Origin of the sequence: Amycolatopsis australiensis (genome assembly GCF_900119165.1) — a bacterium.
Classification (GTDB): Bacteria; Actinomycetota; Actinomycetes; order Mycobacteriales; family Pseudonocardiaceae; genus Amycolatopsis; species Amycolatopsis australiensis.
Genome location: NZ_FPJG01000006.1, coordinates 645,788 through 660,829, shown reverse-complemented (window position 1 = coordinate 660,829; position 15,042 = coordinate 645,788). Strand labels below are relative to the sequence as shown.

The window sequence follows — 15,042 nt, the reverse complement described above, 5'->3', positions numbered from 1 at the left end:
TGCCCGCCCGGAAGGACCGTCCCCATGCACCTGAGCAGAATCCGGCTCGATTCGCCGGTCACCATGACCGTCGTGATCGTGCTGACGCTGCTCGCGATCATCGCCGTCCCGCTGTGCTGGGACCGGTGGAAGCGGAAGCTGGTGTGGCGCACCGCGACCATCCTCTGCGCGGTCGTCGCCATCGTCGTCACCACAGGCCTGACGGGCAACATGATCGGCGGCTTCTTCCCGACGGTCGGGTCCCTGCTCGGCACCGGCGTGTACGCGGCCGACAGCATCGACGCGGAGACGTCCCAGAACGGCGAGAACCTCGAGATCGTCCGCGACGTCGGCGCGGCCCACGCCAAGGAGGGCAAGGGAACCGTCGTCCACATGAAGGTCACCGGGCGGCGCACCAAGCTCACCCGCGACGTGACGGTGTACCTCCCGCCGCAGTACTTCGAGGCGAGCTACAAAAACCTCCGGTTCCCGGCCATCGAGTGGATCCCGAACTACCCGTCCGGACCAGAGGTCGTCACCGACGGCTACCGCCTCCCGGAACAGCTCGACGCGGCGATCGCCAAGCACGCGCTGCCCCCGGTCGTGGTGCTCATGCCGGACCCGACGGGCGTCCCGAAGCTGGGCCACGACACGGAGTGCGTCGACGAGGTCAACGGCACCGCGAACGACACGTACCTGACGGCGGACCTGCGCGAGTGGGCCCTGCAGAAGCTGGGCGTGGCGGCGGACCGCAAGGCGTGGACGTTCGCGGGCTGGTCGTCGGGCGGGTACTGCGCGATGAACCTGGTGACCCGCCACCCGCAGTGGTACGGCCAGGCGGTGAGCGTCAGCGGCTACGACCGCGCCCAGGTCGACGCCGAGACGGAGGACCTGTACAAGGGCCGCCGCGACGTGGACGACGCGAACAACGTCGGTATCACCGTCCGCCTCCACCCGTCTCCGGTGGACATCCTGGCGATCTGGGGCGAGAACGAGAAGTTCGAAAGCTCGGCGGCGGAGCTGATCCGCACGGGAGTCCGGCCGCCGGTGCGGTTTTCGTCCTGGCGCGTCCCGGACGCGGGCCACAACATGAACACGTTCAAGTCCCAGATCCCGGAGATCCTGACCTGGATCGGCGCCCACACGACCCCACCGGCCCTGCCGGGCCGCCAAGTCGACATGACGGGCGGAGTGCAGCCGTGGCCGCTGCCGCGGTCGGGCGCACCGGGCGCGTTGGCGGACACGGACCAGTAGGCGGCGGGTTCAGCCGAGCAGGGCGGTGACCACCGCCGTCACCCGATTCGAGGCCGTCGCGTAGTCGACCGAGGCCGGGTGCTCGCTCAGCACCGCCACGATGTACCGGTCGTCGTCGCCGACCACGCCCGAGGTGTGCAGCATGCGCGTCGGCCGGCAACACGACCAGCCCTGCTTCACCGCCCACGGCCGGTTGCCCGCCGCGTCCGGGATGCCGAAGTACTGGCGGAAGCCGTCGGATCCCCGCTCGGTCGCGGCGCGCAGCGCGGTCAGGATCGCGCCCGGCGCGTGCGCCAGCACGTACTCGTAGATCCGGACGACGTCCCGCGCCGTGATCCGCGTGTCGCCCCAGCGGCCGGCGTCCGCCGGCGGCCGCGTGTCGGTCAGGCCGAGCTTCGCGGCCCAGCGCGTGACGATCGACGGCCCACCGTAAGCCGCCCAGAACTGGCTCGCGAGGTCGTCGTCGCTGCGGGACAGCATCCGCTCGACCTGTGCCACGGGACCGTCGCGTTGCAGCACGGACAGGGCTATCAGCAGCTTCACCAGCGACGCCGACGTGTACGCGCGCTCGGCGTGCACCGACACGGTGACCGCCCCGCGCTGCCGGTCGAACACGACGGCACTGACCTCGCCACCGGGCACCATCCGGTCCAGCCCGGCGGCGTCCACCTTGGACTCCGGCCGCGACTTGGGCGACGGCGTCGGGGTCGCTGTCGGAGTGGGTGCCGGCGTGTCCGACATCGTTGTCACGACCTCGGTGACGGCGATCGGCCGCGGCACCTCGGCCGCGCCGTGGCTCACCGTGACGGCCACCGCGCCGATCGCTCCCAGACACAGCCCCACCAGGAAGATGCCGCTCAGCTCGCGCATGACCCGGAATTGCCGGGAGCGTCCCCTGGCGTTCGCCGGATCGGGTGACTTTGTGGGATAGCTCTCGAACCGGCCCGATCCGCGAACGCTCCGGGAGGCCCGCGGGCAAGCACTCTCGTTTCGCGCCCGGTAGTCGCGGGGTACCCGAGAGCGGTGACGGTCGTCACCACCCGCTGGGAAGGACTGGAGTCATGGTTCACGCGAAAGGCGCACGCATCCGGGTCCACGGCCTGCAGCCGGCGCAGGTGCTGGCCGGACTGGCCGGGATCGCGTTCCTCGTGGTCGGCATCATCGGGCTCACCAGGACCGGCCTCGGCAACTTCGCCGGGCATCACGACGCGGGGTTCTGGCGGTTCTCCGGCAACCCGCTGATGAGCGTGGTCCGCGTCGTGACCGGGGTCGTCGGCCTGCTGCTGGCGTTCGGCTCGGGCCGCGCACGGGCGTTCGGCTGGCTGCTCTTCATTTTTTACGGCGCGCTGTTCGTGTGGGGCCTCATGATCGACGGCCTCATCTCGACCAACCCGTTCGCCAACGCCGGCAACCCGATGGACCTCGGGCGCGCCGACACGTGGCTGCACCTCGGCGTCGCCGCGCTCGGCCTGCTGATCGCCGTGCTCCCGGCCCGTCGCACCATCCACGTCCCGGAGGACGAGGTGGCCGACGAGCCGACGGTCGTCGAGCAGCGCACCGACCGGGTCGGCGAAGCCGACCGGGTCGGCGAAACCGACCGCGTCGCGGACGCCGAACCGCCGCGGCGCCGTTCGTTCCTGCGTCGTGACCACACGGGGCGAGGCCCGGAGGTCACTCGCGAAGAGCGTCCGCCGGGCCTCGCCCACTAGGAAGTTCGGGGTGGCTCAGTAGGTCGTGCCACTCAGTAGGTCGTGCCACTGGAGGAGTTGCTGCTCCCAGCGCCACTGCCGGCCGGAGCCTGGTTGGCGGTGGAGCTGGGGGTGGTACCGATCTTGCAGCCGTTGGGCTCGATGACGAACCAGGTGCCGTTGACGCCCATGCCGTTCGCGTCGCCCGGCTTCAGGTCCTTCGAGAAGGTGTAGACCGGCCAGCCGCCGATGGTGACCTGCTCGGTGCCGTCCGCGCGCTTGATGCTGCCGAGCAGCTTCGAGTCGATGCCCTGGAGCTCGACCTTTCCGTTGGACAGGACCGGCGGCCAGGTCTTGGCGCAGTCGCCGTTGCAGGCGGACGTCTTGGCCTTCTTGGTGTCCTTGGTGAACAGGTAGAGCGTCATGCCGTTCTGGTCGACGATCGCCTCGCCGAGGCCGTCGATGTTGCTGGCGCTGAGCTTGACGACCCCGGATTCGGCGGCGGCCTGCCCGGCCTTGCCGCCCTTGGCGTTGGCGGCGTACCAGGCGCCCCCGACGCCCTGGCCGGTCGCGTCGCCGGGCTTGGTGTCCTTGGCGTAGCGGTAGAGCGCCCAGCCGCCGACGGTGATCTGCTCGGTGCCGTCGGAGCGCGTCACCTTCCCGACGAGGCTCTTGTCGACGCCTTGCACCTGCACGTCCCCGGTGGCCGGCATCGGCGGCCACGCCTTGGCGCAGTCACCGTCGCAATTGGACTTCGGTGGCTTGGCCGTGTCCTTGTCGAAACGGTAGAGGGTCATGCCGTTCTGGTCGGTGAGCACCTGACCGACGTTGGCGACGTCCGCGACGACGAGTTTCGATTCGTTCGACGCGGGTGCGGCGTTCCCGACCTGCCCGTTGGCGGTCTGCCCGCCCCCGGTGCCACCGGCCGCCGCCGGAGCGATGACCGGCTGAGCAGTTTCGGCACCCGAGCAAGCGGTGAGCACTGCCAGCCCGGCTGCCGCAGCGGCGACGGAGACGGCGATGCGCGTGCGAAGCATGGAAGTTCTCCTTGTGTCCGTTGGGTTTCCCGCCGCTCGGTGCGGCTGCCTGATACCCACTACACGGACCCCCGCGGAAGGCGGTTCAAAGAGATTTTCCGGCCACCCCGCCTTCGCCGAGCGCCCGGTCGACCAGCGCGCCCGCCGCACCCGTGTACGTGGCCGGGTCGAGGAGGGTGTCCAGCGCGGCCGGGGTGAGAACGTCGGTGATCGCGGGCAGCTCGTCCAGCACGTCGCGCAGCGGCCGGTCTTCACGCACGGCCCGCTGCGACGCCTCGCCGAGCAGCTCCTTGGCCTTCGCCTTGCCGAGCAGCGGCGCGAGCACGGTGGAGAGCCGCTCGGAGACGATCAGCCCGTGCGTCGACGCCAGGTTCGCCCGCATCCGTTCGGGCTGGACGCTGAGCCCGCGCGCCAGCTCGACGGCGGTGTGCGCGGCGCCACCGGTCAGCCGGAGGCACTCCCGGATCAGCTGCCACTCGGCGTGCCAGACCCCGGCCGACCGCTCGTCCTCGGCCAGCATCGACTGCGTGACGCCCGCGGCCAGCACGGGCACCTGCAACGCCGCCGAACGGATCAGCGTCGCGAGGACGGGGTTCCGCTTGTGCGGCATCGCCGACGAGCCACCCCGCCCGTCACCGGCCGGCTCGGCGACCTCGCCGATCTCGGTGCGGGTGAGCGTCTCGACGTCGACGGCCAGCTTTCCCAGCGCACCCGCGGTGAAAGCAAGCGCACCGGCGAGGTCCGCGACGGGCGTACGCAGTGAGTGCCACGGCAGCACCGGCACGCTCAGCCCGGTCTCCTCGGCGAAGGCGGCGACCAGCCGTTCGGCATAGCCGTCGTCGGCGCCTGCCTGCTTGGACCGCGCGTCGTCGGCCAGGCGTGCGTACTCGAGGTACGCCGCCAGCGTTCCGGCCGCGCCGCCCAGCGAGACCGGCAGCCCGCCGTCCAGGACGCGCCTGATCCGCGCCGCCGCGTCCAGCACCAGCTGACGCCAGCCCGCGGCCTTGAGCCCGAACGTCGTCGGCACCGCGTGGGCCGTCAGCGTGCGCCCGGCCATCGTCGTGTCCCGGTGCTCGCGCGCCAGCCCGGCCAGGGCCTCGGCCGCCGCGTCGAGGTCGGCGGCGAGCGGCCGCAGCGTCCGGTCCGCGACCAGCATCATCGCGGTGTCGAAGATGTCCTGGCTGGTCGAGCCGCGGTGCACGTACTCGGCGGCCTCGGGCGCGATTGTGCCGACGGCCGACGTCAGTGCCTTGACCAGCCCGACGACCGGGTTCGCCGTCGCCCGCGACCCGCGCGCCAGCTCCGCGACGTCGATCCGCGCGCTGCCCGCGGCCTCCGTGATCGCGTCCGCGGCCTCGGACGGCACCGTCCCCAGCCGCGCCTGCGCTCTCGCGAGCGCCGCCTCGGCGTCGAGCATGGCGCGCAGCCAGGCCTCGTCACCGGTCGACGCTTCGGCCGGCGTACCGGCCCGGACCGGGGACAGGAGTCCGGAATCGGGATCGACGGTCATGGCGCCAGCATCGCACGCGGCCGACCTCGGCTGCCTTCCCACAGCCGGGTCTGGCACGCTCATCGCCCATGAGCAGCACCACGTCCGATGAAGAGACCGTCGGCTCCGAAACCCGCGGGATCGCCGCCGAGCGGCTCACCTTCTTCTCGGACGCCGTCGTCGCGATAGCGATCACCCTGCTCGCGCTCGAGCTGCCGCTGCCGGAGGGCGCCACCAGCGCCGAACTGCTGCGTTCACTCGGCGATCATCGCTCCGAATACATCTCCTTCCTGATCAGCTTCGTCGTCATCGGCGGGCACTGGCGCGCCCACCACCGCCTCTTCCACTACGTCCCCACGCTGGGTGGCGGGCTCCTCCGGCTCACCTTCGGCTGGCTGCTGACGATGGTGCTCATGCCGTTCGCCACCAAGGTGGTCGCCGAGGACGGCGGGTTCGAGTTCCGGTTCGTCTTCTACGCACTCGTGCAGGTCGTCGCGCTGACGCTGTTCCTCCTCATGGCCGGACAGGTCCAGCGTCACCACCTCTACCGCGCGGACACGCCACCGGAGCTCTTCGGCAGCATCTACCGCGGCATCGGCACGATGATCGCCGCCTTCGCCGTCTCGATCCCGGTCGCGTTCCTCACGCACTGGGCCTACGCGTGCTGGGTCGTCATTCCGCTCGTGGTCAACCTCCTCTTCCGGCTCCGCCGCCCGCCGGCGACGCGAGCCTGAGCCGTCATTCGCCTGTGGCGCCGTCGATCCGTTCGCGGATCAGGTCGGCCTGCCCGATGTGACGCGCGTACTCGCCGATCATCCGCAGCATCAGCCAGCGCAGCTTGAACGGCTCCCCGGTGCTGATCCGCGTGCCGGTCTGGTCCAGCGAACTCGCCGCGACGATCTCCCGGGAACGCTCGCATTCCGCGTGCCACAAGGAAAAAGCTTCGCCGACGTCACCGTCCAGCGCCGTGAAGTCCTGCTCCGGGTCGTCCTCCGAGTAGTAGAGGTTCGGGACGTCCTCGCCCGCGAACTGGATCCGGAACCACCAGCGTTCGCAGCCGGTGAGGTGCCGGAGCAGCCCGTGCAGGGTCAGCGTCGACGGTGGTACCGAGCGCTCGGACAGCCTCGCCGGGTCCAGACCTCGGCATTTCAGCTCGAAGGTGCGCCGGTAGTACTCGAGGCTCTCGGCGAGCGCCTGGCGTTCGTCCGCGAGCGGCGCCGGGTCGATCCGGTCGCCGCTCAGGCGGCCCGGCGCGATCACCGGGGTGGTGTGTTCGGTCATGTGCGGAGCGTGCCACAGGGGTCTGACAATTTCGGTTCGCCAGCGTGCCCGGTGACCCGGCAACCGGGTGAAACCCCAGTTCAGACACGGTTTCGGCAACGCGGTAACGAATGCCGGGACGCGGCGATCTGATCTTCGTCAGCTGCTGCGATCACCCGCTCGCCAGCGGCGCCCCTCGTCCGGAATCAGGAGATCACGACCATGGAGCGAACCGGTCGAAGAACCGCCGTGCTGGCCGCACTGGCGACCGTGGCCCTCTTCGCGGCACCCGCCGTCGCGTCCGCGGCGCCGGCACCCAGCACGATCGACGTCAGCGCCACCTCGGTGCACGCGGGCGACACGTTCACGGTGACCGAGCAGCTGTACAACCCGACGGACTTCACGGTCACCGGCGCGAAGGCGGCGGTGTACGCCAAGGAAAAGCCGATCGTCGACCTGGCGGACCTGGTCTCCTGCGCCGGAACGATCGGGTGCGACCAGTACCTCAGCAGCTTCCGCGGCGGCGTCGGCGACCTGGGCGCGGGCGAGAGCCGTAGCGTGACGTTCACCTTCCGCGTGAAGGAAGACGTCGCGCCCAGCCAGTTCACGCTCCAGCACCAGTTCGCGGGCGACAACTACGCGTTCAGCGTCGAAGACGGCCCGGCCCTCACGATCACGCCGCCGGCGAAGGCCGACGTCAAGGTAGCGCTGACGGCGACTCCGCGTGCCGGCTTGGTCGCCCGCGTCGACTACGTGATCACGGTGTCGAACAGCGGCCCGGCCACGGCGACGGGCGTCCGCGTGACGGCCAACGCGGGCACGGCCCGCACGGTCACGGCGGCAACCGGGTGCACCCGGTCGGGCGCGACGGTGAACTGCGCGATCGGCACCCTGGCCCCCGGCGCGACGGCCACGGCGAAGTTCACGTCGGAGGGCGGCGTCTTCGCGTGGGGCCCGTTCACGGCGACGGCCCAGCGGGCGGCCAGCGCCCCGGCGGACCCGGTCGCGGCCAACGACACGGCGTCGAAGAAGTGCACGGCCTACACCGGCTTGTTCGTGAACTGCTGAGCCGGTCCACAGAGGAGAGTCACAGCGCGAACGACGCGGTGCGGGCCCACGCCCGCACCGCGTCGGCCGTTTCGGCGACGGTCTGCTCGCCGGTGTCGATGACGTGCTGCTCAAGTTCACCCAGATCGGCGAACGCATCATGCATGGCCTTGAGGGGTCCGACGTCGGTGAGCTCCTTGGCGTCGCGAGCGGTGCCGCGGGCGAGGGTGACGTCGAGGCTCGGCCGCAGGACGACGTAGAAGAGATCGAGACCGTCCCGCCTCGCGGCGTCACGGAAGGGCTGAAGGGCCCAAGGCCCGACGACACCGTCGAGAACGACGTCGTAACCGCCGCGGGCATAGCCGCAGGCGGCCTCGGCGATCACACCGAGCACGACGTCGTTCTGCCGCGCGGCCTCGGGCAGGTAGGGCGGCACGAACCCGGGTCCGGATCCAGACGTAGAAGCTGTCGGTGTGCAGGTGCACGGTCGCCCGCGGCGCGTCTTCGGCGACCAGCCGCGCGACGGTGGACTTACCGGCACCGGGCGGTCCGGTGAGGATCAGCAGCGAACCAGCCATGCCGGAATCATGTCCACCGGCGCAGGCGAGTACCAGTCTTGACCTTGGCGGAGGCGTGAGCCGGACCCGGCGTGCAAGCAGGTGAGGGGGTGCTGGCTAGACTTGGGGTGCGGGCCGTTAGCTCAATTGGTAGAGCTGCGGACTTTTAATCCGTAGGTTCTGGGTTCGAGCCCCAGGCGGCCCACCACGATCAGCGTCGTTCCTCCTGCAGCTCGATCTCGAAGTCGGCACGCCCGACCCGACTCCGCTCGGCCGGATCGGCGAAACATGGGTGTCGGATTCCGCGTGAGCCGTTCGTGGAGTGGGTGAGCGGCCGCCACGAGGGCGCCGCCAGGACCCTCAGGAGACGAGATGTCGCACCCGGAGCCCGTCGCCCGCCGCATGTTCGACCTCGTCGAGCCCATCGGCCTGGTGCCCTTCTTCGCCGACGAGTCCGACGAGGAACTGATGGCGCTGGGCCTGCGCAACCCGTGGGACGCCTACTTCGCCGGGCGGGCCGCGCCGTTCGGGCCGTCGGTGCCGGCCGAGGTCGTGCATGCCGTCTTCTACAACTTCGCTCCCGGAGAGGTCGCCCGTCACCTGCCCCGGGTCTGGGACCTGACCACGCCCGAGGCGGCGTTGGCCGCCCGCGAGCGGGGATGCGTCGCGGGGATGCGGCGGATCCTCGGGGAACTCGCCGACGATCCGCGTGTCGCGAGTGCCGGCGACCTCCTGCAGAAGGCGGCGGCCAGCGCACCCGTGGAGGGACGCGCCCTCTTCGCCGCCCTGCGCACGCTCCCCGTGCCGCAGGAACCCCTGGCCCGGCTGTGGCACGCGGCCACGCTGCTGCGCGAGCACCGCGGCGACGGCCACACCGTCGCTTTGGTGGCCGAAGGCGTCGGCGGGACGGAGGCCCACGTGCTCCACGCCCTGTCCGTCGGCATTCCCGCGAAGGACTTCGGCCGGGTCGGTCACCTCCCGGCCGCGCAGCTGAACGCCGTCATCGACGGCATGCGCGCCCGCGGTCTCGTCGGGACCGACGGCTGGCTCACCGCCGCCGGCCGAGCCACGAAGGAACGCGTCGAGTCGCTGACCGACCGGCTCGCGGAGGCGCCCTACAACGCCTTGTGCCCCGGCGAACTCGACCGCCTCATCGCTGACCTCGAACCGATCTCCAAGGCGTTCCGGGCGGTCTTTCCGATGTAGCGAGGCGCTCGGCTGCCGCAACCACGGCTGACACGCGGCGATGTTGATCGGGGTGCTGCCGCCAGTACGCCTCCGGGATCTTCAGCACCGCGTTGAGCAGGTCGCCGGGATAGAAGTCGCCTTCCGCGAGCGGGTTCTGCTCCAGGCGGGTCAGCGCGATCGGGACCAGTACGTCGACGCCCTCCTTCTGGAGCAGCAGCACGCGCAGGTCCTCGATGTCCAGCGCAGCCAGCGGCTTGCGTCGCAGCTCGTGGACGGTCTTGATCAGCCGGGTCGCGTCGGCTGGTGGCTCGCCCCAGTAGCGGCCTTCGATCTGTTCGAGCGTGAGCGAGTCGGGACCGGACCCCATGGCACCTCCACCCGGTAGGTTCGAAGCATGAACACGACCCGGAGGCTCATCATCCTCCGGCACGCCAAATCCGCCTGGCCGGACGACGTCCCGGATCACGAACGCCCCCTCGGGCCCCGCGGCCTTCGGGATGCGCCCAGGCTCGGCCGCTGGCTCGGCGACAACGGTTACGTCCCCGAGCACGTCCTCTGCTCCACCGCCCGCCGCACCCGAGAGACCTGGGCCGGAATCGCAGGAGAACTCCCGAGCCGGCCCGACGTCGAATACGACGACGACCTCTACGGCGCCGGACCCGCGGAGTTCCTCCACGCCATCCGCGGGGTGTCCGACGAAGTCGCCACTCTGGCCGTCGTCGGCCACGAGCCCGGTGTCAGCGAACTCGCCCTCCACCTCGCCGGCTACGGGGACGACACCCGGCAGGTCCGGGCCAAGTTCCCGACCGGGGCCGCCGTCGTGGTCGATACCGCCGACAGCTGGGCCGACCTCGAGACCGGCAAGCTCGTCGCGTTCTTCCGGCCTCGCGACTGACCGGTAAGCATTGCCCAATCAGGATTCACATGCCTAAGCTCCATTCACTTACTAGTCTGACGTTCATACCTGTGAATGGAGCGGACATGGTCTTCCGCCACACCGTCGTGGCCGCGGTCGCCGCGCTCGGCCTCCTCGCGCCTCTGGCGACTCCTGCCGAGGCCGCCCCGGCGCGGCATGGCTGCACCGTCCCGGTCATCGGAGCGATCTGCGCGCCCGACACCGCTGTTCTCGACGGCGGACAGCTGTTGCGGACGAAGTTCGCCGCGCTCGTCGGCGAGAAGACGTCGCGCGCCGCGTTGAACGACCTGCTCGTCGCCGCGAAGAGCGACCTCACGGCCGGTCCGTGGAGCGTCACCGCCAAAGCTCAGGTGCCGCCCAGCGGGGACAAGCACGACTACCTCAGCCTCGCCCCCTACTGGTGGCCGACCACCCAGCCGACCGCCGAAAACCCGTGGGGCTGCCCGTTCGTGCAGAAGGACGGCCAGCGCAACCCGATCGTCGACCAGATCACCGACCACGCCTACCGCGGCCAGGCCTTCAGCGCCATCTACCGGCTCGCCCTCGCCTGGTACTACACCGGCGACCCGCGCTACGCCCAGCGCGCGGCCCTCGACCTGCGCACGTGGTTCCTCGACGCCGACACGAAGATGAACCCGAACCTGAACTACGCCCAGGGCATTCCCTGCAAGGTCGACGGGCGCGGCATCGGCATCATCGAGTTCTCCTACACGCTCACCGAGGTCGTCGACGCCACCGCCATCCTCGCCACCGGCGCCCCCGGCTGGACCCGCACCGACCAGGCCGGCATGACGGGCTGGTACACGCAGTTCCTGAACTGGCTGCGCACCAGCAAGAACGGCACCGACGAAGCCGCGGCGCAGAACAACCACGGCAGCTTCTACGACATGCTCGCCGCCGGGCTCGCGCTCGGTACCGGACGGCGCGACCTGGCGAAGACCATCGCTCAGGACGCCGGTCCGAAGCGGATCGCGGCGCAGATCCAGGCCAACGGCTACCAGCCGCAGGAAGCGAGCCGCACCCGCAGCTGGCACTACTCGAACTTCAACCTCGTCGCGCTCACGCGGCTCGCGCAGATCGGCAAGCACGTCGGCGTCGACCTGTGGCACTACACCGCACCCAGCGGCGCGACGCTGTTCAAGGCCGTCGACTTCCTGATCCCGGCCGCCACCCAGGGGCCGTCCGCCTGGCCGTACCCCGAGCTGGACTTCCGGCAGTACGCCGCGCTGGACGTGCTCCATGCGGCTGCGGACGCGGGCGACAAGGCCGCGCGGACGGCATTGCCGCGCGTGCCGGCCGAACCGGGTGGTGACCTCTACCCGGTCCGGCCCGCCGCGGAACAGCTCGACGACATTTCGACGTCCTGACGGAAAGGGTCCTTTCCCGAATCAGACGCCGGCGACCTGGGAAATCCAGCTGCGATAACGCGTGATGTTCGTGTACGCGGTGTTGTTCGAACGGTCGCTGGTCGAGGCGACGCCGACCTGGCGGCCCGAAGCGAACATCGGGCCGCCCGAGTCGCCGCCGGCGGTGATGCCGTTGACGCGGTTCGCGCACACCGCGACGCCGCCGGTGTAGTCGCTGCAGCTGATCGAATTGACCCGCACCGTCGCGACCTTCAGGTAGCGCGACTGGCAGTTGATCTCAGAGCCGCACTGGCTGGTGGCGCCCCAGCCGTAGACCGACACGTTCTGGCCGACCGAGACGTCACCGACGTTCCCGAGCGGTGAGTACGTGGCGTTCACCGAGGTGGTGAGCCGGACGATCGCCAGGTCGGCGCTGCCCGGGTAACGCGTGATGGTCGAGCCGGTGGCCAGCGTCCCGCCGCTGGACTGGTCGAGGCTGCCGATCCGGAACGTGTACGTCCCGGCGCTGCTGACGCAGTGCTTAGCGGTGAGGATGTACTGCGGCGCGATGATCGTCGCGGTGCAGTTCTGCTGGCCGTTCACGAACAGCCGGGCCGCCCAGGGACCGCTCGTGGCGGTGCTGCCGCCGATGATCGACGGCTGGGCCTGCGGGGTGCTCTCGGCCGACGCCGGGGCGCCGAGGCCGACCAAGGCCAGCGCGGTGCTCGCGGCCAGCAGGACGAACTTGCCGAATTTCACGCTCAACTCCTTTTCGTGCGGAGAAACCCGCACGCCGAAAGCCGGTGGGGACCGAACGAGAAGAGTGTCCGAGTTCGCGGGGAATGTCCGGAACCGACGAAAGTCCGGTTGCTTGCGTATTTATTTCGCCGACCGCCCTACGTGCAGTTCCCCGTACTGTTCCGCGTTCCACCCGAGGGTGGACGTGGATCAAACCGCGGCTTGAGGACTTCGCCGCCGTGCCGCCCTAGCGTTGCCGGACGGAACCGGAGGGGGAGACATGGCGGTGAAGGCCGAACGGATCGCGGTCGGGACAGTTCTCGCGGTGGCGGCGGTGCTGTGGGGGTGGGCGATCGGCAGCCGCCCGCTGCAGCCGTACTACGCGTCCGCCGTGCACTCGATGTCCCACGACGTCACGGCGTTCTTCTTCGCGGGCTTCGACCCGGCGGGCGTCGTCACGGTCGACAAGCCGCCGCTCGCGTTCTGGACGCAGACGCTCGGCGTGGCCGTGTTCGGGTTCCACCCGTGGGCGATCGCGTTGGTGCAGGTCATCGAGGGTGTCGCGGCGGTCTTCGTGCTGAACCGGCTAGTGCGTCGCTGGGCGGGACCCAGGACCGCGCTGCTCGCCGCGGCGCTGTTCGCGCTGACCCCGGTCACTGCGGCGATCAACCACGACAACCTGCCGGACACCCTGCTCGTGCTCCTTCTCCTGCTGGCCGCGTACAGCGTGACCAGGGCGATCGAGGACGCGCGCTGGCTGTCGTTGGCAGGCGTGTTCGTGGGCTTGGGTTTCCTGACGAAGATGCTCGCCGCGTGGATCGTGCTGCCCGGCCTGGCGCTCGCGTACTTCGTCGCGGCGCCCGGTTCGCGCGGACGGCGCCTCGCCCGGATCGGCCTGGCCGGTGGCGTGACGCTGGTCGTCTCGCTGGCCTGGCCGGTCGTCGTGAGCCTGTGGCCAGGCGCGAAACCGTTCGTCGGCAGCACCACGGACGGCTCGGTCTGGCAGCTGGCCTTCGGCTACAACGGCTTGACCCGGCTGGTCGGCGGCACGACGGGCATCGGCGGCGGCTACGGCGCCGCGGTCGGCACGGCGCTCGGCGGCGGCGCCGGGCCGCTGCGGCTGTTCAACACCGAGGTCGGCGGGCAGATCGCGTGGCTGCTGCCGCTCGCGGTGACGTCCTTGATCGTGGCCGCGTGCCGTGCTCGTGGCGCCGCGCCGCAGACCAAGGGGGGCTGGGCGTTGTGGGGCGGGTGGCTGGTTGTCGGCGCCGCGGTCTTTTCGTTCACCGGCGGCATCTTCCACGCGTACTACACCGCCGAGCTGGCTCCGGCGATCGCCGCGCTCGCCGCGGCCGGACTGGTCACGGCCTGGGAGTGGTTCCGTGCGGGCGGACGTGCCCGGTTCGTGCTGCCGGCGGCAGTCGCCGGGACCGCCGTGCTCGCGTACGTCCTGCTCGACCGGACGCCGGACTGGGCGCCGTGGCTGCGCTACACCGTGCTCGTCCTGGCGGTGCTCAGCGTCGTCGCGGCACTCTTGCGGGCGCCACGCGTGGCGGCCGTGACCGGCCTGGCTGCTCTCTTGGCGGGCCCCGCGGCCTTCGTCGTCGACACCGCGGCGCGGCCGGTCACCGTGCTGGAGACGGCCGACCCGGAGGCCGGACCGCCGCCGACCGATGCGCTGCACCGGGTCATCGGGCTGAACACCGGCCAGGGCGCCGAGGCCGGGTATGTCCGGTTCATCGACAGCGCGGACCAGCTCAGCCCTGGTCAGCGGGAGGTGCTCGCCTACGCCCAGGCGTCGTCCGCTTCGGTCGCGTTGGCGGTCGAAGGCGGTACCTACGGGGCGGACCCGTTCCTGCTGAACACCGACGCGCGGGTGGCGCCGCTCGGCGGCTACCTCGGCTTCGACCCGGCGCCGTCCGCTGCCGACCTTCCGCAGTGGGTGGCGTCCGGCAAGCTGCGGTTCGTGCTGCTCCCCCGGGTGTTCGTCGACATGGGACGCGCCGCGGCGAAGCAGCGAGGCGCGGTAGCGGCGTCAACGGATGCCGGCGAGCTGACCAGGCGGGTCGGCTGGGAGGCCCGGCACTGCCGTCCGGTACCGCCCGCGCGGATCGGCCCGGACGCGGCGACCGCCGGAGTGCTGTTCGACTGCGGCGTCAGGCCGTGACCTTGGCCGGCGCCGTGCGGCGCAGCCAGTACAGGCCGATGACCGGCAGGACCAGCGGGATGAACAGGTAGCCCTCGCCGTAGACCGACCAGACGGTCGGGTGCCGGAACGCGGCCGCGTCGACGAGGCTGAGCGTGCCGATGGTCAGGACGCCCAGCAGCTCGATCGAGCAGGCCACCAGTGCCACGCGCCACCAGGCGTCGCCGCGCTTGGCCAGCGCGACCGTCGCGACGATGTAGACGACCGCGGCGAACGCCGAGAGCAGGTAGGCCAGCGGGGCTTCGTGGAACTTGGTGCCGATCTGGACGCCGGCCCGCGACGTCGCGGCCAGCGCGAAGATCGCGTACACGGCGACGAGCACCCGTCCGGGGCCGGA

The 15,042-nt window shown here is 70.8% G+C and carries 17 protein-coding genes and 1 tRNA gene; 9 read left to right on the top strand and 9 right to left on the bottom strand.

From position 1 onward, the window contains the following. The first annotated feature begins 24 nt into the window (after window positions 1–24). Window positions 25–1,233 (top strand): alpha/beta hydrolase, encoded by a 1,209-nt coding sequence (locus BT341_RS04340; RefSeq protein ID WP_072475024.1) that lies wholly within the window; start codon window positions 25–27, stop codon window positions 1,231–1,233. A 9-nt stretch (window positions 1,234–1,242) separates the two neighbouring features. Here BT341_RS04340 and BT341_RS04335 read toward each other — a convergent pair whose 3' ends face one another. After that, the gene (locus BT341_RS04335) at window positions 1,243–2,103 is read right to left on the bottom strand and encodes a serine hydrolase family protein (RefSeq protein ID WP_072475023.1); all 861 of its coding nucleotides are present in this window, start codon (window positions 2,101–2,103) and stop codon (window positions 1,243–1,245) included. A 191-nt stretch (window positions 2,104–2,294) separates the two neighbouring features. Between BT341_RS04335 and BT341_RS04330 the strand changes: the two genes are divergently transcribed. Next, a complete protein-coding gene (locus BT341_RS04330) occupies window positions 2,295–2,942 on the top strand; it encodes a DUF4383 domain-containing protein (RefSeq protein ID WP_072475022.1) in 648 nt (215 codons plus the stop codon). 32 nt (window positions 2,943–2,974) lie between these two features. Here BT341_RS04330 and BT341_RS04325 read toward each other — a convergent pair whose 3' ends face one another. Both BT341_RS04325 and BT341_RS04320 read right to left on the bottom strand, forming a co-directional pair. Next, entirely contained in the window at window positions 2,975–3,958 is a 984-nt protein-coding gene (locus BT341_RS04325) for an SCO0930 family lipoprotein (protein WP_072475021.1), read from the bottom strand. An 85-nt stretch (window positions 3,959–4,043) separates the two neighbouring features. Beyond that, on the bottom strand, window positions 4,044–5,468 hold the full coding sequence (locus BT341_RS04320) for a nitrosuccinate lyase (RefSeq protein ID WP_072475020.1): 1,425 nt from the start codon (window positions 5,466–5,468) through the stop codon (window positions 4,044–4,046). A 68-nt stretch (window positions 5,469–5,536) separates the two neighbouring features. Here BT341_RS04320 and BT341_RS04315 point away from each other — a divergent pair, with 68 nt between their 5' ends. After that, the gene (locus BT341_RS04315) at window positions 5,537–6,181 is read left to right on the top strand and encodes a TMEM175 family protein (protein ID WP_072475019.1); all 645 of its coding nucleotides are present in this window, start codon (window positions 5,537–5,539) and stop codon (window positions 6,179–6,181) included. 4 nt (window positions 6,182–6,185) lie between these two features. Here the strand turns inward: BT341_RS04315 and BT341_RS04310 are convergent, their stop codons facing one another. Then, window positions 6,186–6,728, bottom strand: coding sequence for a DinB family protein (locus BT341_RS04310; protein WP_072475018.1), 543 nt, complete (start codon window positions 6,726–6,728; stop codon window positions 6,186–6,188). Window positions 6,729–6,929: 201 nt separating this feature from the next. On the opposite strand from BT341_RS04310, the gene BT341_RS04305 reads away from it, so the two are divergent. Continuing rightward, window positions 6,930–7,775: a COG1361 family protein gene (locus BT341_RS04305; protein ID WP_177328739.1), complete on the top strand. Its 846-nt coding sequence runs from the start codon at window positions 6,930–6,932 to the stop codon at window positions 7,773–7,775. Window positions 7,776–7,794: 19 nt separating this feature from the next. Here the strand turns inward: BT341_RS04305 and BT341_RS43415 are convergent, their stop codons facing one another. Further along, on the bottom strand, window positions 7,795–8,139 hold the full coding sequence (locus BT341_RS43415) for a P-loop NTPase family protein (RefSeq protein ID WP_425426293.1): 345 nt from the start codon (window positions 8,137–8,139) through the stop codon (window positions 7,795–7,797). Beyond that, on the bottom strand, window positions 8,045–8,332 hold the full coding sequence (locus tag BT341_RS47805; protein WP_072475017.1) for an AAA family ATPase: 288 nt from the start codon (window positions 8,330–8,332) through the stop codon (window positions 8,045–8,047). Before BT341_RS47805 ends, BT341_RS43415 begins: the two co-directional genes overlap by 95 nt. Window positions 8,333–8,443: 111 nt before the next feature. On the opposite strand from BT341_RS47805, the gene BT341_RS04295 reads away from it, so the two are divergent. Together BT341_RS04295 and BT341_RS04290 are read left to right on the top strand one after the other, a co-directional pair. Continuing rightward, window positions 8,444–8,519, top strand: a tRNA-Lys gene (locus BT341_RS04295). Between the two features lie 164 nt (window positions 8,520–8,683). After that, on the top strand, window positions 8,684–9,517 hold the full coding sequence (locus BT341_RS04290) for an SCO6745 family protein (protein WP_072475016.1): 834 nt from the start codon (window positions 8,684–8,686) through the stop codon (window positions 9,515–9,517). Here BT341_RS04290 and BT341_RS04285 read toward each other — a convergent pair. Continuing rightward, the gene (locus BT341_RS04285; protein ID WP_072475015.1) at window positions 9,462–9,866 is read right to left on the bottom strand and encodes a contact-dependent growth inhibition system immunity protein; all 405 of its coding nucleotides are present in this window, start codon (window positions 9,864–9,866) and stop codon (window positions 9,462–9,464) included. The two genes, BT341_RS04290 and BT341_RS04285, sit on opposite strands and share 56 nt — an antisense overlap. Before the next feature lie 27 nt (window positions 9,867–9,893). On the opposite strand from BT341_RS04285, the gene BT341_RS04280 reads away from it, so the two are divergent. Together BT341_RS04280 and BT341_RS04275 are read left to right on the top strand one after the other, a co-directional pair. Next, window positions 9,894–10,394 (top strand): SixA phosphatase family protein, encoded by a 501-nt coding sequence (locus tag BT341_RS04280; protein ID WP_072475014.1) that lies wholly within the window; start codon window positions 9,894–9,896, stop codon window positions 10,392–10,394. 86 nt (window positions 10,395–10,480) lie between these two features. Continuing rightward, complete coding sequence (locus BT341_RS04275) at window positions 10,481–11,782, top strand: alginate lyase family protein (protein WP_072475013.1); 1,302 nt, start codon at window positions 10,481–10,483, stop codon at window positions 11,780–11,782. A gap of 21 nt (window positions 11,783–11,803) precedes the next feature. Here the strand turns inward: BT341_RS04275 and BT341_RS04270 are convergent, their stop codons facing one another. After that, window positions 11,804–12,520: a S1 family peptidase gene (locus BT341_RS04270; RefSeq protein WP_072475012.1), complete on the bottom strand. Its 717-nt coding sequence runs from the start codon at window positions 12,518–12,520 to the stop codon at window positions 11,804–11,806. 259 nt (window positions 12,521–12,779) lie between these two features. Between BT341_RS04270 and BT341_RS04265 the strand changes: the two genes are divergently transcribed. Further along, window positions 12,780–14,666, top strand: coding sequence for an ArnT family glycosyltransferase (locus BT341_RS04265; RefSeq protein WP_072475011.1), 1,887 nt, complete (start codon window positions 12,780–12,782; stop codon window positions 14,664–14,666). Here BT341_RS04265 and BT341_RS04260 read toward each other — a convergent pair. Next, window positions 14,656–15,027, bottom strand: coding sequence for a hypothetical protein (locus BT341_RS04260; protein WP_072475010.1), 372 nt, complete (start codon window positions 15,025–15,027; stop codon window positions 14,656–14,658). The genes BT341_RS04265 and BT341_RS04260 overlap by 11 nt on opposite strands. Between the last annotated feature and the right edge of the window lie 15 nt (window positions 15,028–15,042).